General features: G+C 67.6%; 24 protein-coding genes and 1 pseudogene. 13 read left to right on the top strand and 12 right to left on the bottom strand.

All coding sequences use genetic code 11. The annotated features are described in order from the left end of the window. Window positions 1–74 precede the first annotated feature (74 nt). From ACZZY9_RS08680 to ACZZY9_RS08670, 3 genes are all read right to left on the bottom strand, one after another. Window positions 75–704 carry a hypothetical protein gene (locus ACZZY9_RS08680; protein ID WP_463463800.1) on the bottom strand — a complete coding sequence of 210 codons (630 nt, stop codon included), beginning with the start codon at window positions 702–704 and terminating at the stop codon, window positions 75–77. Window positions 705–862: 158 nt separating this feature from the next. Next, on the bottom strand, window positions 863–1,351 hold the full coding sequence (locus tag ACZZY9_RS08675; RefSeq protein ID WP_463463799.1) for a hypothetical protein: 489 nt from the start codon (window positions 1,349–1,351) through the stop codon (window positions 863–865). Window positions 1,352–1,528: 177 nt separating this feature from the next. Beyond that, window positions 1,529–2,002 (bottom strand): hypothetical protein, encoded by a 474-nt coding sequence (locus tag ACZZY9_RS08670; protein ID WP_463463798.1) that lies wholly within the window; start codon window positions 2,000–2,002, stop codon window positions 1,529–1,531. A 133-nt stretch (window positions 2,003–2,135) separates the two neighbouring features. Here ACZZY9_RS08670 and ACZZY9_RS08665 point away from each other — a divergent pair, with 133 nt between their 5' ends. The 4 genes and pseudogenes from ACZZY9_RS08665 to ACZZY9_RS08650 all read left to right on the top strand — a co-directional run bounded on the left by ACZZY9_RS08665 (window position 2,136) and on the right by ACZZY9_RS08650 (window position 6,358). Continuing rightward, window positions 2,136–3,224, top strand: coding sequence for a hypothetical protein (locus tag ACZZY9_RS08665; protein WP_463463797.1), 1,089 nt, complete (start codon window positions 2,136–2,138; stop codon window positions 3,222–3,224). Window positions 3,225–3,475: 251 nt separating this feature from the next. Further along, entirely contained in the window at window positions 3,476–4,012 is a 537-nt protein-coding gene (locus tag ACZZY9_RS08660; RefSeq protein ID WP_463463796.1) for a hypothetical protein, read from the top strand. Between the two features lie 921 nt (window positions 4,013–4,933). Continuing rightward, a pseudogene (locus tag ACZZY9_RS08655) lies at window positions 4,934–5,305 on the top strand (DUF2510 domain-containing protein); the annotation flags it as partial. Between the two features lie 282 nt (window positions 5,306–5,587). Beyond that, entirely contained in the window at window positions 5,588–6,358 is a 771-nt protein-coding gene (locus ACZZY9_RS08650) for a hypothetical protein (protein ID WP_463464698.1), read from the top strand. A gap of 58 nt (window positions 6,359–6,416) precedes the next feature. Here ACZZY9_RS08650 and ACZZY9_RS08645 read toward each other — a convergent pair whose 3' ends face one another. Both ACZZY9_RS08645 and ACZZY9_RS08640 read right to left on the bottom strand, forming a co-directional pair. Then, entirely contained in the window at window positions 6,417–6,719 is a 303-nt protein-coding gene (locus ACZZY9_RS08645; RefSeq protein ID WP_463463795.1) for a hypothetical protein, read from the bottom strand. Window positions 6,720–6,739: 20 nt separating this feature from the next. After that, window positions 6,740–7,105 (bottom strand): winged helix-turn-helix transcriptional regulator, encoded by a 366-nt coding sequence (locus tag ACZZY9_RS08640; protein WP_463463794.1) that lies wholly within the window; start codon window positions 7,103–7,105, stop codon window positions 6,740–6,742. 86 nt (window positions 7,106–7,191) lie between these two features. On the opposite strand from ACZZY9_RS08640, the gene ACZZY9_RS08635 reads away from it, so the two are divergent. The 3 genes from ACZZY9_RS08635 to ACZZY9_RS08625 all read left to right on the top strand — a co-directional run bounded on the left by ACZZY9_RS08635 (window position 7,192) and on the right by ACZZY9_RS08625 (window position 8,660). Next, on the top strand, window positions 7,192–7,593 hold the full coding sequence (locus ACZZY9_RS08635; RefSeq protein WP_463463793.1) for a RidA family protein: 402 nt from the start codon (window positions 7,192–7,194) through the stop codon (window positions 7,591–7,593). Window positions 7,594–7,774: 181 nt separating this feature from the next. Further along, on the top strand, window positions 7,775–8,278 hold the full coding sequence (locus tag ACZZY9_RS08630) for a hypothetical protein (RefSeq protein ID WP_463463792.1): 504 nt from the start codon (window positions 7,775–7,777) through the stop codon (window positions 8,276–8,278). A 97-nt stretch (window positions 8,279–8,375) separates the two neighbouring features. Beyond that, window positions 8,376–8,660: a hypothetical protein gene (locus tag ACZZY9_RS08625; protein WP_463463791.1), complete on the top strand. Its 285-nt coding sequence runs from the start codon at window positions 8,376–8,378 to the stop codon at window positions 8,658–8,660. Window positions 8,661–8,770: 110 nt separating this feature from the next. On the opposite strand, the gene ACZZY9_RS08620 is transcribed toward ACZZY9_RS08625, so the two are convergent. From ACZZY9_RS08620 to ACZZY9_RS08605, 4 genes are all read right to left on the bottom strand, one after another. After that, window positions 8,771–9,070, bottom strand: a complete 300-nt coding sequence (locus ACZZY9_RS08620; RefSeq protein WP_463463790.1) for a hypothetical protein — start codon at window positions 9,068–9,070, stop codon at window positions 8,771–8,773. A gap of 34 nt (window positions 9,071–9,104) precedes the next feature. Further along, window positions 9,105–9,725, bottom strand: coding sequence for a hypothetical protein (locus ACZZY9_RS08615; protein WP_463463789.1), 621 nt, complete (start codon window positions 9,723–9,725; stop codon window positions 9,105–9,107). A 141-nt stretch (window positions 9,726–9,866) separates the two neighbouring features. Further along, on the bottom strand, window positions 9,867–10,178 hold the full coding sequence (locus ACZZY9_RS08610) for a Dabb family protein (protein WP_463463788.1): 312 nt from the start codon (window positions 10,176–10,178) through the stop codon (window positions 9,867–9,869). Between the two features lie 163 nt (window positions 10,179–10,341). Continuing rightward, window positions 10,342–10,530 (bottom strand): hypothetical protein, encoded by a 189-nt coding sequence (locus ACZZY9_RS08605; protein WP_463463787.1) that lies wholly within the window; start codon window positions 10,528–10,530, stop codon window positions 10,342–10,344. A 204-nt stretch (window positions 10,531–10,734) separates the two neighbouring features. Between ACZZY9_RS08605 and ACZZY9_RS08600 the strand changes: the two genes are divergently transcribed. From ACZZY9_RS08600 to ACZZY9_RS08585, 4 genes are all read left to right on the top strand, one after another. Further along, window positions 10,735–11,064: a hypothetical protein gene (locus ACZZY9_RS08600; protein ID WP_463463786.1), complete on the top strand. Its 330-nt coding sequence runs from the start codon at window positions 10,735–10,737 to the stop codon at window positions 11,062–11,064. A gap of 71 nt (window positions 11,065–11,135) precedes the next feature. Then, the gene (locus tag ACZZY9_RS08595) at window positions 11,136–12,008 is read left to right on the top strand and encodes a hypothetical protein (RefSeq protein WP_463463785.1); all 873 of its coding nucleotides are present in this window, start codon (window positions 11,136–11,138) and stop codon (window positions 12,006–12,008) included. Further along, the gene (locus tag ACZZY9_RS08590) at window positions 12,005–13,330 is read left to right on the top strand and encodes a peptidoglycan-binding domain-containing protein (RefSeq protein WP_463463784.1); all 1,326 of its coding nucleotides are present in this window, start codon (window positions 12,005–12,007) and stop codon (window positions 13,328–13,330) included. Before ACZZY9_RS08595 ends, ACZZY9_RS08590 begins: the two co-directional genes overlap by 4 nt. After that, entirely contained in the window at window positions 13,327–15,309 is a 1,983-nt protein-coding gene (locus tag ACZZY9_RS08585; protein WP_463463783.1) for an ABC transporter ATP-binding protein/permease, read from the top strand. The genes ACZZY9_RS08590 and ACZZY9_RS08585 overlap by 4 nt, the downstream gene beginning before the upstream one ends. A 135-nt stretch (window positions 15,310–15,444) precedes the next feature. Here ACZZY9_RS08585 and ACZZY9_RS08580 read toward each other — a convergent pair whose 3' ends face one another. Next, window positions 15,445–15,729, bottom strand: coding sequence for a hypothetical protein (locus ACZZY9_RS08580; protein WP_463463782.1), 285 nt, complete (start codon window positions 15,727–15,729; stop codon window positions 15,445–15,447). 9 nt (window positions 15,730–15,738) lie between these two features. Here ACZZY9_RS08580 and ACZZY9_RS08575 point away from each other — a divergent pair, with 9 nt between their 5' ends. Together ACZZY9_RS08575 and ACZZY9_RS08570 are read left to right on the top strand one after the other, a co-directional pair. Further along, on the top strand, window positions 15,739–16,329 hold the full coding sequence (locus ACZZY9_RS08575; protein ID WP_463463781.1) for a DinB family protein: 591 nt from the start codon (window positions 15,739–15,741) through the stop codon (window positions 16,327–16,329). Window positions 16,330–16,562: 233 nt separating this feature from the next. Then, a complete protein-coding gene (locus tag ACZZY9_RS08570) occupies window positions 16,563–16,982 on the top strand; it encodes an arsenate-mycothiol transferase ArsC (RefSeq protein WP_463463780.1) in 420 nt (139 codons plus the stop codon). A 127-nt stretch (window positions 16,983–17,109) separates the two neighbouring features. Here ACZZY9_RS08570 and ACZZY9_RS08565 read toward each other — a convergent pair whose 3' ends face one another. After that, window positions 17,110–18,123: a zinc-binding dehydrogenase gene (locus tag ACZZY9_RS08565; protein WP_463463779.1), complete on the bottom strand. Its 1,014-nt coding sequence runs from the start codon at window positions 18,121–18,123 to the stop codon at window positions 17,110–17,112. Window positions 18,124–18,211: 88 nt separating this feature from the next. After that, window positions 18,212–18,982: an SDR family oxidoreductase gene (locus ACZZY9_RS08560; protein WP_463463778.1), complete on the bottom strand. Its 771-nt coding sequence runs from the start codon at window positions 18,980–18,982 to the stop codon at window positions 18,212–18,214. Window positions 18,983–19,026 lie beyond the last annotated feature (44 nt).

Here is a 19,026-nt window from a genome sequence, read left to right as displayed (position 1 = left end):
ACCGAGATTGCAACGGAGGCAGGCTTTCGTACGGCCGTCTACTTTGTGCTCACAGTTATGTCTCGGCACCTCCGTCACTGTCGCTTCCGGTCTTGCTGAGACTCAGCATCTAGCTGCTCGACGCGACGCGTGTAGTCGTCCCCCTCGTAAGCCGCCGGCAAGCTCAGGACGTTCAGTGCTCTAAACGCTTCTTGACCGCATTTCATGGCACGCATGGACCAGATCAGTGCATTTCGGGACAGGGTTTCAAACTCCTCCGCCCCTGGCTTCATCTGGGTTTCAACTGACTCAATCAAGCCACCAATCCCCAAATCTGCGGCAGCAGTCAAATTTGGGCTTGTGAGGTGATGGGCGCCAACCGTGTTTCTTACTCGATGAAGTGTCTCAACAAACTCCTTTGGAAGCTGAGCCATTTCCCGTCGGTAGATCTTTTGCGCGCGGGTCACAGCTTCGGCGTCGACGACGGTCGGACCCGCAGATGCGAGGTGCTTGCATTCACGGACGAGCTTGCCAATCATCTTCGGGTACGCCTCGATGGCGGCATGGAGATAGACCACCAAGTGCCTGTCCCAGACATGCTTCGCCGCCGGCAGTTCAATTCGAGCGAGCAGAAGGGCGATGGTCTCGACACGAGCATTAGCGGCGTAGATAGTCAGGTCGTAACCGTAGGAAATCGCATTCCTCTCTGGGACGTCGCGCCTCATGCGCCGGCGCTCCCAAACGAGGCGTTCAAGGTCGTGCTGCGTCTCCTCCACACGAGGTCGGAGATCGTCGGCGGTTACGTTGCTCCAAATTCCTGACACTCCACAAGTATGCAGACCAGCTGAACCCAAGATCCCCTCTCGGGACATAACACTTGTGGTTAGGCTCCGACACTCTGGAGCATGGCCGCCATTTCCGGTGAGATCGAGTACAGGCGCTTCTTGGGATCCCAGTCCCAAATGAAGTGCCAAGTGCGTCCCGATGCGTACTCGTACATAGGGAGCTGCTGGGTTGAGATGACCTGTCCAATGCCGCCGAAGGTTCCCGCAAGCGACTGGGTGCTCTTCGCGCCCGTGGCTTCAACGAGGTCATGAGGTGAATAGGTGCGGGTGGTTTTGCCCTCGACGCCTGCGATCAGTGCGCGCAAGAGTTCGCGGCCCGGCCCGGTCAGGTCGTGCCACAGCCGAGCTGCTCGTTCCTTGGCGTCAGGATCGGCAAGCCAGTCCGGGCCTCGGCCGGTGGTGTGAAGTTCCGTCGGGACTGCGCTGGTAGCGCGCCTACGGGAAGCGTTGTCAGTCAAAAAGTCTGCAAATCGCGTGTAGAACTCGCCGACGCGGTCGTCGGGGACTGGAACGGATACGTTGATCATCTTGTGCTCCTAAGCGGGGTTCAAGCTAGGTTGCTCTTTTTGAGCATGACGCATCGCTCAAATCAAGTCAAGGGCGCTTCAAGCCCGCTTAAACATTTGGGTCACATCAGCCCACCTCTGACTCGACTAGGAGTCGGTTGCCACCAGCGGCACTCACCTCTCATGCGAACAGTTCCGTCATCTGCAGCCGCACGAGCCGTCGCCCGCGAGCTCGAGGAAGCAGGTTGGGCAGGACCTGGGCGCAGGGCGCCCTGCCGTCAGGCGCCGAGCCGGCCCGGCAACATCCGAAGCGATCGTGCCCTGGCCGATGCCGAGACGGTCGTTCTGGCGCGTGATGATCTCCCGCCATTGACGCGTGTTCGCAAGGGTCACGCCGAGGTCGAGGACGTCGATGCGCCACTCGAATGAGATCGCCCGCCGGAACTCGGTCGTCAGAGTGATCGGCGCCCCGTGTTCATCTAGCGCCTTGAAGGGCTGTCCGTCGCCGCTGTTGTACGGGGCCCCGGTGAGCGCGCCGGTGAAGTCGCGGAGGGCGTAGCTCGTGCCCTGGATGTTGAGGTGGAGGAGCGTGCCCGGGGCGATGTCGGGGCAGTAGATGAGCCACTTGTCATGGCCGGCGCGGTCGAGGGTGGTGGGGGCGGTGATGGTCATCTCGGTCTCGACTACGTCGTGAACTTCTAGAAGTTGTCTACTTCAGTCTAAGAACGTGACCCGTCTTGGGGGCACCCACGTGCTCATGCCACTATCAGCAGGTTGACCCGACGACGAGGACGAGGCCCCACAGATGAACCCGAAACCCATCGACGCAACCGACAGCGAACGAGAAGAAGTGGAGCAGGACCGAGCCGAGCTCCGCGAATTCATCAAGTCCCTCGACCCGAAAGACATTGCTTCAGGGAACTGGTTCACCAAGCTGCTCGCGCATGCGCTGGATTCCTACACGGACAAGGTTGATGCGGAGTGGTTCAAGGCGAAGTACCCCGGCGTTCCGGCTGACGCGATCGTCGATCAGCGAATCAAGATGGCCGCTCGGTATGCAGCGATTGAAGGAGGCCTGTCTGCTGGCGCGTACAGCGCCGCGGCAATGGCCGCTGTCCTTGCCCCGGTCACCCTTCCCGCCGCCGCAGCCAGCGTCCTCGTCGACGTCGCCTACACGGCACGCCTTCAGATCCACCTCGCCTACGACATCGCCGTCCTCTACCGAGTTCCGCTGGACCTCGATGACCCGGACGACCTATGGAAACTGATCCGGGTTGCCTTCACCATCCAGAGTGCACAGGTAGCAGGGGAAGGGCTCTTGAAGTCCGTACCTGCGATCGTGAAACCGCTCGTCAAGGCCTTCTATAGGGGCGACGCAATCAAGGCAGGCAAGGCTCTTCCTGTCGTGGGCAAGCACCTATTACAGCGCAACGTGGTCAAGATAGGCATTCCCCTTGTGGGGGTGCCCCTCTCTGTGGGGATCAACTTCTACACCACCCTCCTTGCGGGCAAGCACGCACGTGCCGTCTTCCGAAACGATGCCCGCATCACGGAAGCCGCCGACCGAATTTCAACCCGTACTGAGCACCCTCAGTCCATGCTCTGGGTGGCCTGGATGCTGATCATGGCCGACGGCAAGATCACTGACGACGAAGCCCTCCTCATGAAGCAGCTCACGAAGCTCGCCAACGAAAAACACGGCCTCACAGAGGAAGACCTTGCACAAGTCATCGACATCGACAAAGCAGACATCTGGCGCCGCCTCGATGCCGAGGACGGTGACCTGTTCGACCTCATAGATGTCGCTCAGAAAACCGCCGGGATCAACGGTGAGGTCAACAAGCTCGAGGAGGCCGTCCTCGAAGAACTCAGGCAGCGCTACGGCACGAGTTGAGTCGTTACTTGAGAACCGATCTCTAAAAGGGGCGGTCGGCGAAGCGGTTGCGGGCCACGCGTTCGAGACCGGACCCGGCGTCTCGAAGGCCCGAGAGGGCGCAGCGCTCATCAGGGGACGAACACGAGCATATCCTTCTCGACAAGCAAATGAGGTAAATTCACGTCATAAGGTTTGCGACCGTCTTCTTCACTTCCCATCTGCTGCTACCAGCTCATGGATGGAGACGCAGCGATCACCAAAAACAGGACATGGGGAAGCAATCGTCGGAAAGCAAATCCGGCGCGTTCGCATTAAACACCGGGTCAAGGGTCTGGCTGAAAGTACTTGGGCTAATAGCTTCAGCTGGTGAACTGAGCGATGACGAGCTTGCTAGCGAGATGCTTGGTCGCACGACGTTCGGCGCGTTCATTCCATGGCCTGAATCTGCGCTGGAGCGGCTCGCGGCAGCCACCACCGAGACCACCCGTCGGTGGTCCATCGTCATGACTCTCTGTGCCGAGAATCCCGGGACGCTGTTTTCGACGACAGACATCTCCGAGCGCACGGAGCTCACGATCGAAGAATGGCGAACTGCGTGCCGCCACATCACTCCGCACCTGAGGAAGCACTACAATGACGCTCCATTGTCGGGGCCCGGCTCCTACGAAGGCTCGACCGAGAGGCCTCTTGTGACCATGTCCGGCCGGCAGCTCAAGCTGAGGCACGAGCTGCACGTTGGCATCACCGAAGAGCAGGCCAAACGATGGCTCGCGGTCCTGAACCGCACAACGCAGAACGGAGCTTGACCATGAAGCTAGGTGAGATGAAGGTCGAGACACCGACACCACTTTTGGAGGTCGAAGACCGCAGCCTTTATGTCGGCAGCGAGAACATGAGCCAGTGCTCATACTGCGGAACCAGGGAAGGCGATCCCTGGTACCCGGTTGAGGACGTGACGGTGATCAGGCATTGGACTAAGTCCGGTGGTATCGGATGGTGGTACTGCTCTGAACATTTGAGCCAGTGGACTGGTCGGTGGTGGCGGAACAGTGATCTTGCTCCCGCGCATTTGCTGCCAGTAATTAAGCACCGGTGTGAGCGAGGTGGCGCTCTCGGTTCCCAGTGCGGCGACGACGCGGCAGTGGCAATCAGTGGCATCTGGACGTGTGACCGGCATGCAGAGGCCGCACGCGTCCAGCGGCGGATCGACGATCTTTTGACAGACGACGACACGCAGAGTGACTTATGAGCGAGTTTCCATATCCTCCAAGCTGGGACCGAGCGGGCCTTGAATCTGTGGGTTTTCGCGGTTTTGTTACGTTCGACGATGTGCGGATTCCTCGGCACCTCGAGCTGCCGAAGACGCGCGGTATCTACGCCGTCGTGCGCCCAGGTTCCACCAAGCGGGCGTTCACGAGCACAAGCTTGGCGACAGGTAGGCCCTACGAGGTTGAAATCTTAGTGGGCCGGTGGGTAGAGGACAGCCCGATCCTTTACATCGGTAAAGCCGACCCGGCGAAGGGCGGCATTCACAGTCGCGTCAAGCAATACGCACGCCGAGGAAGTAGCCACACCGGCGGACGCGCCATCTGGCAGCTAGCGGACGCTCACGAGCTTCTTGTGGGCTGGGCGCCCACCGGCGAAGAACTCGGCCGGACGGTAGAGCAGCGGTGGATAGCTCGGTTCGCGGAAACGTTTGGACGCAAGCCTTTCGCCAACGTTGCCTCATGACCCGAGGGGCGGCACAAGTCTGTTCCGTTCCCTGGTCAGTGCTGAACACCCGAGCTGTCTGTTGGCTACCTGTCACGATCGGTTCTTCGGCAATGCCTGAAGCACGCCTCGACGATGCGTGCTCGCAAATTGGACTTGCGTGCGTGGGAGCCCATGAGCGGGCCCGTCTCGCGGTGAGACGAGACGTTCCTAAGCCACATAAAGTAACGTATGTGCGCGGCGGCGGCTTTGTATCCTCCATCCTTGTGCGAGGATCCGGGCAGGATGAGGGAGTGCCTATGACTGAGCAGGTTCCGGCAGGTTGGTACCCGGATGCTGGGCAAGCGGGTCACGCGCGGTGGTGGGACGGAAACCAATGGACCGAGCACCGGTCAGCTACGAGCGAGTTACAGCAGTCGGAACCCGCCCCGAAGAGTGACGAGGTCATCGTTGCAGCCGCACCGTCGTCTTCGAAGAGCGCCCCCTCTGCAACCGTGCCTGCTACACCCGCAGAAAGTGGCAATTTTAGCGCCGAATGGGCGGACGCACAGGCGTCAAACGTCGCGACATTTGCCCCGACACAAGTCGTGGGAAACCTTATTGAACTTGATGCACGGGGAGTGCTGCTCTTTCGGAAGCTGGCCACGAGCAAACCGCACCTTGAGTTGCCCATGAGCACCGTCAGCGGCGTCAGGGTGAACGACATGAACAATGTCATCGACTTCGACCGTGTTGGCCGACCGCCGCTCGAAAAAATATCCGCTACGTCTCAAACCGCTTTCGTCCGGACCTCCACGACAAGCAAACAGGAATGGCTACGCATTCGCGAGGCGCTCGTAATGGCGGAACGGCTTGCCGTCGAAAAGATTCCGGCGCCGCCGGCAACGCTAAGTGAGCCAAGAAAGAGACGAAAGGTAGAAAAACGGATACCCGGCCAGGCCGAGGGTTGGCTCGGAGCCATAAGCGGCGGACTCATGAGCGCAGGCATTGGTGCCTTGGCCGGCGGGCTCACCTACGCGCTAATCGGTGGCATCATCGGAGCCATTGGTTTTGGCATCTACTTCTACGCAAAGGCGAAGAAGGAGGCAGGTGCTCGCGGTGTTGACGGAATGCACACGCTAGGTGGGGTCACCTTCTCCGGCACACGAATCACCTACGCGGGAGCGAGCCAGCCGGTGACTGGTACCCACGTGGAGGTGCTCACCTCAGGGCAGATCTCTCGACGGTTCGACTGGGGAAACACGATCACCGGCGCTGCGCTTCTTGGCCCCGTCGGAGCGGTGATCGGGGCGAGAGAAAAGAAGACTGACGATCGCGAGCTCTACCTCGTCATCACCGGAGCCGAACGGGTCTGGTCGGTCAAAATGAGTCCTAAGGACAGCGAACTAGCCCACAGCTTCGCCGCAGCCGTCAACACCGCTGCGCTAAAGATAACGAAGTAACCGAACTTCGGCAAAGGCAAGGACGAGCGATTGGAAGATCGAGACCTAATGGTTGCAGTCAGGGCGTGGTGATGAACCTGCAAAACTGTGACGCCGGGGGTGTGGCCTGATGTGGATTACCCGCGACGTCGAGCTGCCCGACGCGATCCTCGAGGCCCACGAACGCGGCGAGCTCGTGTTTTTCATCGGTGCTGGGGCTTCGCTGGGTAAGCCTTCGAACCTTCCATAATTTGACAGCCTGGCGAAGAGGCTGGCACGACAGGCATCGCACCCATTCTCGAAACGCGGCGGTCTGGACTTCTTCATCGGGCAGCTCGGCCTCAGAGAACCCGCCGTCACGTTCGGTGTCCTGACTGCTCACGCCGACCCGCGCCTCCTGGGCTAGACGTCTTCGTGGGCGTCGAAGGTGGTTCGGGCGGCGGTTACTGCGGGGAGGCTGGTGGTGGTCCAGCGGTAGAGGGCGTCGATGAGGGTCTGGACGGAGTGGGCCAGGGGGGTGAGGCGGTACTCGACGGCCACGGGGTGGGTGGTGAGGACGGCTCGTTCGACCATTCCGTTGCGCTCGAGACGGCGGAGGGTCGTCGTCAGCGACTTGGGGGAGACGTCGGGCACGGCACGCCTCAGGTCGTTGAATCGACGCGGACCCTCGCAGAGCTCGTCGATGATGTGCAGCGACCAACGGTCGAGCAGCTCGCCCAACAGCTCACGGTGCTCGGGCGTGATCACTGCCGCATCGGTGTCGTGCATGCCACCTAGTTTCGTTGAAGTGCCTTGAGGTCGTCCCGTAGACAGTCCTGCGACGGCCTCCAACGCGGCGGCCTCGAGAGGATGACATGACCGTTCAGCTCAGCAGCCCCGCGGGGATGCTCGCCCCCGCTCCGTACCACCACGTCTCGGTCGCCAGCGGGTCCCGGTTCGTCGAGGTCGCGGGGCAGGTGGCTCATGGGGCGGACGGGGTTCCGGCGGATCTTGCAGGGCAAGTGGCCTCGGCCCTGCGAAACACCGCGGTGGGGCTGGCCGGGGCCGGCGCGTCGTTCGCCGACGTGACACGGCTGCGGTTCTTCGTCACCGAGTGGTCGGTGGATCAGATGGACTCGTTCATGGCCGGGGTGCTCGCCGTGGCGGGGGAGTTGGGGATCCCGTCGCCGATGCCTCCGGCGTCGCTGATCGGGGTGGAGATCCTGTTCGAGCCGGGGGTGCGGGTGGAGGTGGAGGTTTCGGCTGTGGTGGGGTGAGCGGGCGGCGTGGCGCGGTCTGGCGCACTCGCTAGCGTGAGCGTGAGCCGGCGTTCGCTGCGATGATGTGGGTGGGGTGCAGCGGAGACTCCTGGCGGGGTGTCGGGGTCTGGGGGACTGGGCCGCCGGCGCGCGAGCCGCAGAGGTGTCGACTGCGCCGTCACCGCGATGGAGGAGGAACGTGTCGAAGCCCAAGCGGTCGCCGAAGCCGATCGAGCCGCTCACTGTTCGGCAGAAACGCGACCTCAAGACGATGGGGATCTTCCTGCTCGTGATGGTCGGAGGCATGGGCCTCTTCTTCGTGGCGATGCTGATCTGGAACGAACCCGACTTCCCCCAGGAGATCGCCGAATCGACACCCCACAGCGTCTTCGAGACCGACGACGGCCGCCCGGGATCGTGGGAGTACCTCGACGAGAACCTCGAGACGCACCCTCTCGGCGAATGCGTGCGGATCGACGGGTGGCGCAATCAGAGGCCCTTCCAATGCACCTCGGCCGACGAATCCCATGTCTTCACCTTCCGAGACCCGGGCGGACATACCGGCGGCGGCTTCCAAGACGAGGCCCTCACCGTCGACGGCCGAGACGTCCCCATCGAGTGCACCCTCGAGAACGACTGGGACGCCCTCATCTACTGCGCGCCCCTGTCAGCGATACCGTCGCCCGAGGCTCGAGGACGGTGAGGGGCGTCAGCCGCTCGCCCGAGGAGACCGACCGCGGAGGATGCAAACCGATGACTTCTACCCGGACCGACCGCCTCATCGATCGGGGGCGGCTCTCGTGACGACGTGGCTGCGCGCGCTCGCTCCCGTCGCGCTGACGGCGATCGCCCTCGTCGTCTTCTTCACGGGTGACCGCACCATCGGGATGCTCCTGATCGTCGCCGCACTGGGGTCGGCGTTCCTGACGGGCACGAGCATCCTCGGGCGCCCGGTCACGCGCACCTCAGGCCAGGTCGACTCCGCCGTCGACTCCGCCGCCGTCCGGGCGTATCGCCGGGCCCATCCGGGGAGCACCATCAGCGAGGCCGTCCGTGCCGTGGGGGAGGATGAGTCATCGAGGTGACTCATCGCGGGGGGTGAGGTGGGTTGGGGGCGCGTTTTGGGGCACTTCGATCGCCTCGGGGGGTGACCCGCGCCTCCTCGGCTGGGGTCGAGGGCGAGGGACCCTGAGGCTCAGGACTCGAGGAGGCGCCACTCGCGGGCGAATTCGGCGACGGTCTTGGTCTCGAGGTCGTTCCGCACGGTGGCCAGAAGCCGGTCGGCCTCCTCGAGCGTGCCCGCTCCGGTGCGGAGGACCTCGCGACCCGTGTCTCGACGCGTCACGACCAGGTCGATGCCCCCGGTCGCAGCGGCCCCGTCTCCCGTCAGCAGGCTCCCGATCAACCCGGCGACCAGACGACGCGCCCGCCCGCGCGCGGGGTCCCGCTGCTGATCGAGCCGCGCGTCGAGAGCGGCGCTCGCGGGCTCGGTCACGATCGCCCCACCCTGGCGTCGGTGCGTCGAGGGGTCACGACACGCCGCGGGGGTGGTCGGGCACGCGGCGTGTGTCGACTCCTCGAGGGGGAGACCCGCCGGCGGCGTCGAGCAGGGCGGTGAGGGCCTCGTCTCGCGTGGGGAAGCGGCCGTAGTCGACCTCACGGGGTGTGGTGGCCGTCCAGTCCCCGACGCGCGAGCACAGGAGGACGCCGATGTGGTCGGTGAGGAAGCCGTGCTCGTCGGTGGCGGGCGAGGTGAACACGTCGTAGAACGTCGGGCCGTCGTCGTTCTCGAGCCAGTCGGCGCTCGGGCGGAGCAGGGTCCCGCGGAGACCCGCCTCGAGTGCACCGCCTCGCTCGGCGAACGACTCGGCTCGTCGGTCGACCCCGCGTCTGAGCCGCCAGAAGTCGAGCCATCGGCCCGCTCGTGCTCGCGTGAGCGCGTCCTTCAGGGCGGCGGACTCGAACGCGTAGAGACTCGTCCCACCCCAGACCGCGGCTCGCTCGTCGGTCGCCCAGACGCGGTAGCCGACGTAGTCGTCGCCGGTCACGACGACCGTGTCCATCACGTTGTCGTGATTCTCGAAGATCTTCAGGCGCAGCTTCTCGGCGTCGCGCAGCGCGACGAGTTCCTCTCGCGTCAGGTCTGGCATTCGTGGTCCCCCGGAGCGGGCGGCGGTGGACGCCGCACCCCTCCCATCCTGTCAGGCCGGCGAGGCGGCGCGCGGGGTCATGCACCCGTGGGGGAGGCGCGACCTGCGCCTCCTGGGCTGGGGCACCGCGGGTCGACGACGCTAGGCCGCGATGTCGAACACGACCACCCGCTCCGACGCGTCGCGCAGGTACGCCGACACCGGCTGATGCGACGGGTGCGGCAGATAGCCGTCGAGCGCCGTCCGATCGCGGAACCGCACGACGAGCATCCAGTCGAACCCGGCCTCGAGGCGCTCGCCGCCGACGCTCTCGCCGCTCGACACGGAGAGGACGCCGTCGATGCGGGGGAGGTGCTCGCGCGAGAGGCGCGTCGCCTGCTCGGCCACATCGGTCGGCGCTCCGTCGGCCCACTCGACCAGGACCACGTGCACCAGCTCGTCCGTCACGGTCATGCGCGCATCCTCACGTCGGCGACGCCGCCGACGGCGACGTCTGGTCGATCCTGGCACGCGGGGCGGGCCACGGCGCCAGGTTGTGGACACGACGCCGGGTTTAAGGCTGGCGTCGTGTCCATCTTCTGGCGCGGTGGCGGGAGGGGTGGCGGCTCGGTGCTCGTCAGCCACCGACGCCTGAGCGCGTCGCCACCCCGAGCTCGACTCGGCGCGTCGACCAGTGGACGACGGCCGGATCGTGCGTGGCGACCACCACGATCGAGCCCGATCCGCCGAGCGTGTCGAGTGCATCGAGCACCCGGACGGTGCCGGCCGTGTCGAGGGCGGACGTGGGCTCGTCGGCGACGACCATCGCGGGCCGCTGGGTCAGGAGGCGCGCGAGAGCGAGTCGCTGGTGCTCGCTACGGATGGTCTGCAGAGAGAAAAAGCGACCCTTGCGCGTCTGCAAAGCGGTCAGTATGTTATTGCAATCGTCATCGGAATTCTGGTCTGTTCCGAGGACGCGTGGTCGCGCACGAGCAGACGCTGGTGCGCTCAGTGAACAGGTGGGAGAGACATGCTCAAGAAGATCGTAGCCACGGCCGCCGCGACGGCCGTCATCGCAAGTGGAGCCCTGCTGGCAGCCGCTCCGGCGCAGGCAGCCGGAATCGAGACGTGGCGGTACAAGAATTACAAGACGTATCTGTCCAGTTTCGGCACAGGTACGTCATACGTCGGGAGCGCCTTCGACAACCTCACCTCGTCGCTCAAGGTGAGGTCCCCGGCCAACTACGCGGTTCTGTACCAGCACCGCGACTACCGCGGCGCCAAGACCGGCAAGTTCTACATCGGCGCGGACGACCTGTCCGACTGGGGCTTCGACAACATGACCAGCAGCATCGGCTAGGCCGGGCCGGGGCTGCCAGTGCAGCTGGCAGCCCCCTCCGTCCGATTCGCCCGTTCCCGTAGGAGTCCCCCATGAACACGTCACGCACCGTCGCTTGTCTGGTCTCGATCGGCGCCGTGATCGGGCTGACCGCGTGCTCCGCCGACGCCGTCACCGACGGCCCCCCTGCGACGTCCGACGATCTCCCGGCTGTCGACATCGCCGCCTTCGACGACACCTCCGCCCGACTCGACTTCGATCACGCGATCCCGACGCTGCCCCTCGACGATCTCAGCCTGTCGTCGCCGATCTTCGTCTCGAAGGTCTTGCACGCCCTCGCGGTCGCTGCGGACTCCTGCATGACCGACCAGGGCTACGAGGCCGTCGCCGACCGCATCGACTGGTCGCCGTACCTTCTCGAGGAGGACAGGACCTACGGACTGTGGAGCATCCCCTACGCCAGCAGATCCGGCTTCGACCTGGCCGCCGACACCGGCCCCCGCACGCTCGACACCCTGCCCCTGGGCATCGAGTTCAACAAGGCCTACCCCGTCTGCATGGAGGAGGCGAAGTCGTCGATGACCGACGAGCTCACGTTCGCACAGGGCCCCGACATCGATTGGCGGATCAGGACGGAAGCGCAATCCAGGGCGTCGGCCAGCGACGCGGGCGAGGCGGCCCAGGCCGATTGGCAGACCTGCATGGAGGACGCCGGCCTCGTGCTCGACCCCGACGACGGCCGACCGTCGGAGCAGTACTCCGCCCAGGGCAAGGAATCGGAGATCGGCGCCGCCGTCACCGAGGCCCGGTGCGCACAGACGACCGGTGCGGTCCAGGTGCTCTACGACCTGCAGGCCAAGTACGAAGCCGCCTACATGGACGACCAGGCAGCCCAGATCCAGGCGTTCTCCGACGAGCGCCGGAAGGTCGAGAGATTCTTCGACGACGTGATCGCCGGCCGATGACCCTCGTGCCCGAGGCGGGAGACGGGCTCGAGCCCGACGATGAGATCCGCATCGTCCGACTGCGGCATCCCCGACGCATCGCTGCCTTCGTGGCGGCGGTCGTGCTCCTGATGGTCGGCGCGTTCATCACCGGTCGCTACGTCACGTCGCCCACGGACGTCGCCCTGCGGGGGGCCAGCGTCAGCGTCCCCGTGACGGCGGCCGTCGAGGAACGCGTCGTCTCGCCCGGCTACGCACTCCCCGCGGCCCTCACCGACGGCACCGCCTTCGACGTGATCATCGAGGAGGCGTCCGTCGAATCATCGGAGACTGCGCGCCCCGTCGAGGGTGCCGACGAACCGTCGGCGAGCAGCTCCATGACCTCGACTGATCCGTCCACCCCGGACAGCACGTCGCAGCGCGTCGTCGTGACGGGTACGTCCGTGGCCGCCGGCGACACCGTGGGTCCGGGGCGCCTGCTGGCTGAGGTGTCCGGACGTCCCCTCTTCGCGATGTCGACCTCCGTGCCCCTCTATCGAGACCTCCTGCCCGGCATGTCGGGCAACGACGTCCGTGCCGTCCAGCAGACGCTGATCGATCTCGACTACCGGGGCGTCGCCCTCACGGCCGTACTCGACGCCGGGACGGTCGACGCTCTCGCTCGCCTCTACCGGGCCGCGGGATATCGGCTGCCGTTCGTCGCCCCCGGGGTCCGCGGTCTCGCCATCCACGAGTTCGCGGGCGTCCCGACGAGCGATGCGACCGTCCTCAGCGTCGCCGGCGTCGGCAAGACGCTGTCCGGCGAAACAGCCCTCGTCCGGTTGCAGACGTCACCACCGGTGCTGACGGCGCAGATCACGGCCGCGGAGCACGACGCGGTGACCGTCGGCACGACCGTCACCGTCTCGAACGCCACCTCCGGCCCCCTCCCGACGACCGTGCTCACGGTGGGCGCCTTCTCCGCCGAAGCCGACTCGTCGGCGCCGGGCTACCCCATCACCCTCGCCGTCCCCGAGGGCCTCGACGCCGACCCCGGCTCGATCATCCAGGTGACGCCCGCCGGGCAGCCGTCGGCGGGCCTCGCCGTCCCGCTCGTCGCCCTCCGTCAGGAGGGCACGCGTACCTACGTCGTCCTGGCCACCCCGGCCGACTCCGCGCAGGGCGACGATGATGACGCCGACGCTGCGCAGGGTGCCGCGCCCGAGGGCGTCACGCAGCCGAGCAGCAGCCCGGCGCCGCCCATCGAGGTCGACGTCGACGTCCTGGCCCAGGCCGACGGCTGGGCGGCCATCGCCACGACCGAGCGGTTGCCGCTCGGACAGCGTCTGCTGGTCGAACCGTGAGCCGGCCGGACGTCGACGACAGCACCGACACCGTCCCCGTCCTCCAGCTCGACGCCGTCGGAAGGTCGTTCGGCTCGGGGGCCGGCGTCACCCACGCCCTCCGGTCGGTGTCGCTCACGATCCAGCCGGGCGAGTTCGTCGCGATCGTCGGCCCGTCGGGCGCCGGTAAGTCGACCCTCCTGAACATCCTGGGTCTGCTCGACGTGGCGACCACCGGCACGCACCTCCTCGACGGCGTCGACGTCCGCACCCTGACGGAGCGAGAACGGAACGCGCTCCGCTCCGAGACCATCGGCTTCGTGTTCCAGGACTCCCACGTCCTCCTCGATGAGACGGCCGCCGGCAACGCCGCCCTCGGCCTCGAGATCCAGGGGGTCCCGATGGTCGAGAGGCGCTCGGCGGTCACCACCACCCTCGACGAGCTGGGTCTGCGACATCGAGCGGGCGAGGTCGCCACGTCCCTCTCCGGCGGTGAGCGTCAGCGCGTGGCCCTGGCCCGGGCCATGGCCACCCGGCCCAGGCTCCTGCTGGCGGACGAACCCACCGGCGCGCTCGACTCCGTCAACTCGCAGAAGGTGATCGAGCACCTCACCGCCCTCAACGCAACCGGGGTGACGATCCTGGTCATCACGCATGATGAGTCGGTCGCGGACGCGGCGGGTCGACGGCTGCGTCTCGTCGACGGCGTGCTCGCCGACGACCGGCCCGCACCGGCGAGTCCGTCGCCCGCCCCCGTTCCCCGGCCACATGGATCGAGGAGGCGGGGGCCCCGCCTCGCTGTCGCGTGGAGACGCATCGTCGACGAGGTCCTCGACGCGGTGTCCAGCCACAGTGGGCGTCCGGGGCGGACGGCCTTGCTCCTCCTCGCGTTCCTCCTGGGAACCGGCGGGCTCGTCTGCTCTCTCGGCATCAGTCAGAGCGCCTCGACCCAGGTGTCCGCGAGACTGACCGCGGCGAGCCTCGACGAGGTGATCGTCCGCATTTCGAGCGCCGAGGCCGCCGACGAGGGCTTCTCCGACCGATCGAGCGCGACCGAGGCGATCTCCGAGATCGAGGCTCTCGAGGGGGTCGACCTGGTGGGTTCCGTCGCGCGGATCCCTGCCGGTGAGGCGGGCCTCACGCTGCTGCCCGCCCTCGCCGGGCGGCAGGCGGTCTTCAGTGGTGAGGTCCGGGTGGCCGACAGCGCGTACCTCGAGGCGCAGGGCGCCTCCACCGCCCCCCGCTCGGCGGCGACGCTGCTGGACAACACCTGGGGAGGCGCGGTGGCCGTCGTCGGGGAAGGCGCGGCCGAGTCGCTCGGGCTGACCGCCCCCGGCCCCGGCAGCGTGATCTGGATGCACGGCACCCCGATCGACGTGGTCGGGTCGATAGTCGACACGGGCAGGGATCCTCTCCTCTCCGGCGCGGTGATCCTCTCCCGTGACGCCGCCCGATCGACCCGCCTAGACGACCCTCACCTCGTCGTGAGGACCGTCCCCGGGTATCCGGCGCCGCTGGCGGACGCCATTCCGCTCGCCGTCGCGCCCGCGGACCCCTCCTCCGTGCAGATCGAGACCGTGGCGGATCTCCGGTCGCTCCAGAAGGGGGTCGCGTCGGACCTGGGGACGCTCATCGCCCTCGTCTCGTGGGTGCTCCTCGCCTTGGCGTCGCTCAGCGCCGCGACCGCGATGTACCTGTCCGTGCAGGCGAGGGCACCGGAGATCGCCCTGCGACGGGCGCTCGGGGCGAGCCGGTCGTCGATCTGGCGCATGTTCACCCTCGAGGGCCTCATCATCGGGGCGGCCGGTGGCGTCGCGGGAGGTGTGACGGGACTCTGCGGCGTCCTGATCGTCTGCGCGGCACAGCGGTGGACGCCGACGCTCGACATCCGGATCGTCGTCGTCGGACTCGTGGCGGGGTGCGTCACCGGCGTGCTGTCGGCGACCTACCCGGCTCTGGTGGCCGCTCGGGCGAACCCTGCCAGCGCCATCCGCGGCTGACGGGCCTCGGGGAGGGGAGGCCGCCCGCCGGGGTGACCCGCGCCTCCTGCGGCGGGGCCAGACCCCAGGAAGTCGCTGAGACCCCGGCGCGCGTGCTGGGGTCTCAGCGGCTTTCTGGGGTCTCGGTGCGAGGGCTCAAGCGGAGCGGCGGCGGCGGCCCACCGTGACGAGGGCCAGTCCGGCGAACTTCGCCAGGATCCCACCGAGCACGACGGCGACCGACACCGCCGCGTCGGCACCCGTCCAGGCGAGGGCACCGCTCGGGGCGGCATCGCCGCTGCCGGTGCCGGCGTCGGCTCGGGGCCGGGCGTCGGCGGCACGGGGGTCGGGGTCAGGCCGGGCGCCGCGGCCACGTAGTCGACCACGAGGCGTCGTGAAGGAGGCGCGGCGGCGCTGGTGCGCGGGCCCGGATGGGGCCACTCTGGGCGCATGGACGAGAAAGAGACCCTGCAGCGCTACCTCTCGAAGCAGCGCGCCGACCTGCTCGGCAAGCTCGACGGACTCGGCGAGTACGACATCCGCCGCCCGCTCGTACCCAGCGGTACCAACCTCCTCGGCCTCGTCAAGCACGTCGCCAGCGTCCAGCTCGGCTACCTCGGCGAGGTCATGGGGCGCCCCGCCGACCGCGACGTCCCCTGGCTCTCCGACACGAGCGAACCCGAAGCCGACCTGTGGGCCACCGCCGACGAGACGAAGGAGGCGGTGGTCGAGTTCGCCCACTACTCCGCCACCCACGCCGACGCGACCGTGGCCGCCCTCGACCTCGACTCGCCCGGCATGGTGCCGTGGTGGTCGGAGGGTCGACGCGACGTCACGCTGCACTCGATCCTCGTGCACCTCTGCGTCGAGACCGCGCGTCACGCCGGGCACGCCGACCTCCTCCGCGAGCTCGTCGACGGGCGCCTCGGCAACGGCGCGGGCGACCCGAACGTGCCGGAGCGCGACGGAGCCGGGTGGCGCAGCCACCACGACCGGGTCGAGGCCGCCGCGCTCGCCGCGAGCGGGCGCGCTGCGCTCTGAGCGTCGATGAGTCACGACTCGCCGCGGGGAGCAGGGGAGGCGCGGCGTGTCTTGACTCGTGGAGGTGCGGGTCCTGGGGGAGGCGGCCCGCGTCTCCTGGGGGACCGGGGTCGAGGAGTCGCAACACGCCGCGGGGAGCGGGGGAGGCGCGGCGTGTCTTGACTCGTGGACGGGGCGGGCCCTGGGGGAGGCGGGGCGCGCCTCCTCGGGGGGCGACGGCCTACTGTGAGCGCATGACTTCGACGGCTCCCTCGGTCCTGTTCGTCTGCCGGAAGAACGGCGGGAAGTCGCAGATGGCCGCGGGCCTCATGCGGCACGTCGCCGGCGACGCCGTGCACGTCGCGTCGGCCGGCACCGCACCCGGCAGCGCACTCAACGCCCAGTCGGTCGAGTCGCTCGGCGAGCTCGGCATCTCGCTCGACGGCGAACAGCCCAAGGCGATCACCGACGAGATGGTGCGCGACGCCGACCTGATCGTCGTCCTCGGCGAGGAGGCGCGGGTCGAGGACCCCGCCGGCACCCCCGTCGAGACGTGGATCACCGACGAGCCGTCGCTCCGCGGCATCGAGGGGATGGAGCGCATGCGGCTGGTGCGCGACGACATCCGCGGCCGCGTCGAGGAGCTGCACTCGCGCCTGCTGCGGGACGCCTAGGCGGCGCCGCGGCTCGATGAGTCACGACACGCCGCGCGCCTCAGGGGGCTCGCGGCGTGTCGTGACTCTTCGACGGGACGGGAGGGGGAGGGGGAGGGGGTGGGGGAGTGGAGCGCGCCCCGCAGCCCTACTCGGGCCAGGCGGCGAGCAGCACCTTGCCGCTCACCGACGAGTCCTTCGCCACGTCGAACGCGTGCTCGGCGGCGTCGGTGCCGATCACGTGCGTCACGACCGCCTCGAGCGAGGGCGTCGCCGCCAGGATCCGCACGGCCTCGTCGATCTCGTCGACGAAGCGGAACACCCCGAGCACCGACAGCTCCTTCGAGATGGCCGGCGCGAGGTTCACCGGGCGCTCCTCGTTCGGCATCATGCCGACCTGCGCCACCGTGCCCTGACGGCGTGCGGCGACGAACGCCGCGCTGACCGCCTTCGCCGCACCCGAGCACTCGAGCACCACGTCGAACGAGTCCGCCGGCACCGCGTCGACCCCGAGTCGCAGGGCCTCGTCGGCGCCGATCGCCAGCGCCCGGCTCAGCGGCCCCGGCAGCAGGTCGACCACGGTCACGCTCGCCGCACCGCGGGCCTTCGCCGCGGCCGCCGCGAGCAGACCGATCGGGCCGGCACCCGAGACGAGCACCCGCGCGCCCGTCACATCGCCGACGCGGGTCAGAGCGTGCAGCCCCACCGCCAGCGGCTCGGCCAGCGCCGCACGCTGCAGCGGCAGATCCTCGGGCAGCACGCGGATCATGCCGGCGTCGACCACGAGGTACTCGCTCAGCGCGCCCTGCGTGTGCGGATGCGTCGACGCGCTGCCGAGATACGATCCCCCGCGTCGCAGGTGCGGAGCGTTCTCGAGACCGGGCTCGTCCGCGCCGAAGCGGGCGGGGTGCACGGTCACCGGGGTGCCGACCACGAGACGCCCGCTCGGGTCCGCGTCGACCCGGCCCGAGAGCTCGTGGCCGGGGGCCAGCGGCTCCTCGACGACGAACGCCCCGTTGGCACCCTCGAAGTAGTAGTGCAGGTCGGACCCGCAGATGCCGACGTAGTCGACCCGGATCCGCACCTCCCCCTCGGCGGGCTCGGGCGTCGCCACCTCGCGCTCGGTCAGGACATGGGCGGAATCGATCTGGATGGTCTTCATGCTGGTTCTCTCTGGGGTCTGCGGGGGCACGGAGCAGGGGAGGAGCCGAGGAGGCGCGGCGCGAGACCGCCCGCAGCCCGGCCCCGGCTCAGACGACGCTGGTCATGCCGCCGTCGACGAAGATGTTCTGCCCCGAGACGAAGTCGCTCGCGGCCGACGACAGGTAGATGAGCGTGCCCTGAAGCTCTTCGATGCGGCCCCAGCGCTGCGCGGGCGTCCGCTGGCGCAGCCAGGCGTCGAAGGTCTCGTCCTGCCAGAGCGCCGTGTTCATCTCGGTCGCGAAGTACCCGGGCGAGAGCGTGTTGACCTGCACGTTGTGCCGCGCGAGGTCGGCGGCCATGCCGCGGCTCAGCTGCGCCACGCCGCCCTTGCTCGCCGAGTACGGCGCGATGGTCTGCCGGGCGAGCATCGACTGGACGCTCGCGATGTTGATGATCTTGCCCGAGCCGCGCTCGACCATGCCGGGCGCGACGAAGCGCGACACGTAGAAGACGCTCGACAGGTTGGTGGCCATGACGGCGTCCCAGTCCTCGACGGCGAACTCGGTGAACGGCGCGCGCTTCTGCACGCCGGCGTTGTTGACGAGGATGTCGGGGACGCCGTGGTCCGCGACGATGCCGGCCACCGCCTCCTCGACGGCCTTCGCGTCGGTCACGTCGAAGACGGCCGCCGCCGGACGGGTGCCCGTCGACTGCTCGATCGCGTCCCGCGTCGCCGTGACCGCGGACTCGTCGCGACCGTGCACGATCACCCGCGCCCCGGAGTCGGCCAGCGCGGCGGCGAGCGACCGCCCGAGCCCCCGGGAGGAGCCGGTCACGAGCGCCAGGCGCCCGGTGAGGTCGAAGAGCGGGGATGACATGAGACTCCTTCGTGAGGGTGCGAGGGGAGGGGCAGGAGGCGCGG

The organism is Frigoribacterium sp. AC394 (assembly GCF_979258095.1).
Note: the sequence above shows the minus strand (reverse complement) of the source record. Positions and strands in the feature narration are given on the sequence as shown.

What these genes read in the sequence shown, in the direction of transcription:
- ACZZY9_RS08680 (WP_463463800.1), bottom strand. Translation starts at nt 704, where the DNA reads ATGAGGCGCGACGTCCCAGAGAGGAATGCGATTTCCTACGGTTACGAC.
- ACZZY9_RS08675 (WP_463463799.1), bottom strand. Translation starts at nt 1,351, where the DNA reads ATGATCAACGTATCCGTTCCAGTCCCCGACGACCGCGTCGGCGAGTTC.
- ACZZY9_RS08670 (WP_463463798.1), bottom strand. Translation starts at nt 2,002, where the DNA reads ATGACCATCACCGCCCCCACCACCCTCGACCGCGCCGGCCATGACAAG.
- ACZZY9_RS08665 (WP_463463797.1), top strand. Translation starts at nt 2,136, where the DNA reads ATGAACCCGAAACCCATCGACGCAACCGACAGCGAACGAGAAGAAGTG.
- ACZZY9_RS08660 (WP_463463796.1), top strand. Translation starts at nt 3,476, where the DNA reads ATGGGGAAGCAATCGTCGGAAAGCAAATCCGGCGCGTTCGCATTAAAC.
- ACZZY9_RS08650 (WP_463464698.1), top strand. Translation starts at nt 5,588, where the DNA reads ATGAGCACCGTCAGCGGCGTCAGGGTGAACGACATGAACAATGTCATC.
- ACZZY9_RS08640 (WP_463463794.1), bottom strand. Translation starts at nt 7,105, where the DNA reads ATGCACGACACCGATGCGGCAGTGATCACGCCCGAGCACCGTGAGCTG.
- ACZZY9_RS08635 (WP_463463793.1), top strand. Translation starts at nt 7,192, where the DNA reads ATGACCGTTCAGCTCAGCAGCCCCGCGGGGATGCTCGCCCCCGCTCCG.
- ACZZY9_RS08615 (WP_463463789.1), bottom strand. Translation starts at nt 9,725, where the DNA reads ATGCCAGACCTGACGCGAGAGGAACTCGTCGCGCTGCGCGACGCCGAG.
- ACZZY9_RS08610 (WP_463463788.1), bottom strand. Translation starts at nt 10,178, where the DNA reads ATGACCGTGACGGACGAGCTGGTGCACGTGGTCCTGGTCGAGTGGGCC.
- ACZZY9_RS08605 (WP_463463787.1), bottom strand. Translation starts at nt 10,530, where the DNA reads ATGGTCGTCGCCGACGAGCCCACGTCCGCCCTCGACACGGCCGGCACC.
- ACZZY9_RS08600 (WP_463463786.1), top strand. Translation starts at nt 10,735, where the DNA reads ATGCTCAAGAAGATCGTAGCCACGGCCGCCGCGACGGCCGTCATCGCA.
- ACZZY9_RS08595 (WP_463463785.1), top strand. Translation starts at nt 11,136, where the DNA reads ATGAACACGTCACGCACCGTCGCTTGTCTGGTCTCGATCGGCGCCGTG.
- ACZZY9_RS08590 (WP_463463784.1), top strand. Translation starts at nt 12,005, where the DNA reads ATGACCCTCGTGCCCGAGGCGGGAGACGGGCTCGAGCCCGACGATGAG.
- ACZZY9_RS08575 (WP_463463781.1), top strand. Translation starts at nt 15,739, where the DNA reads ATGGACGAGAAAGAGACCCTGCAGCGCTACCTCTCGAAGCAGCGCGCC.
- ACZZY9_RS08570 (WP_463463780.1), top strand. Translation starts at nt 16,563, where the DNA reads ATGACTTCGACGGCTCCCTCGGTCCTGTTCGTCTGCCGGAAGAACGGC.
- ACZZY9_RS08565 (WP_463463779.1), bottom strand. Translation starts at nt 18,123, where the DNA reads ATGAAGACCATCCAGATCGATTCCGCCCATGTCCTGACCGAGCGCGAG.
- ACZZY9_RS08560 (WP_463463778.1), bottom strand. Translation starts at nt 18,982, where the DNA reads ATGTCATCCCCGCTCTTCGACCTCACCGGGCGCCTGGCGCTCGTGACC.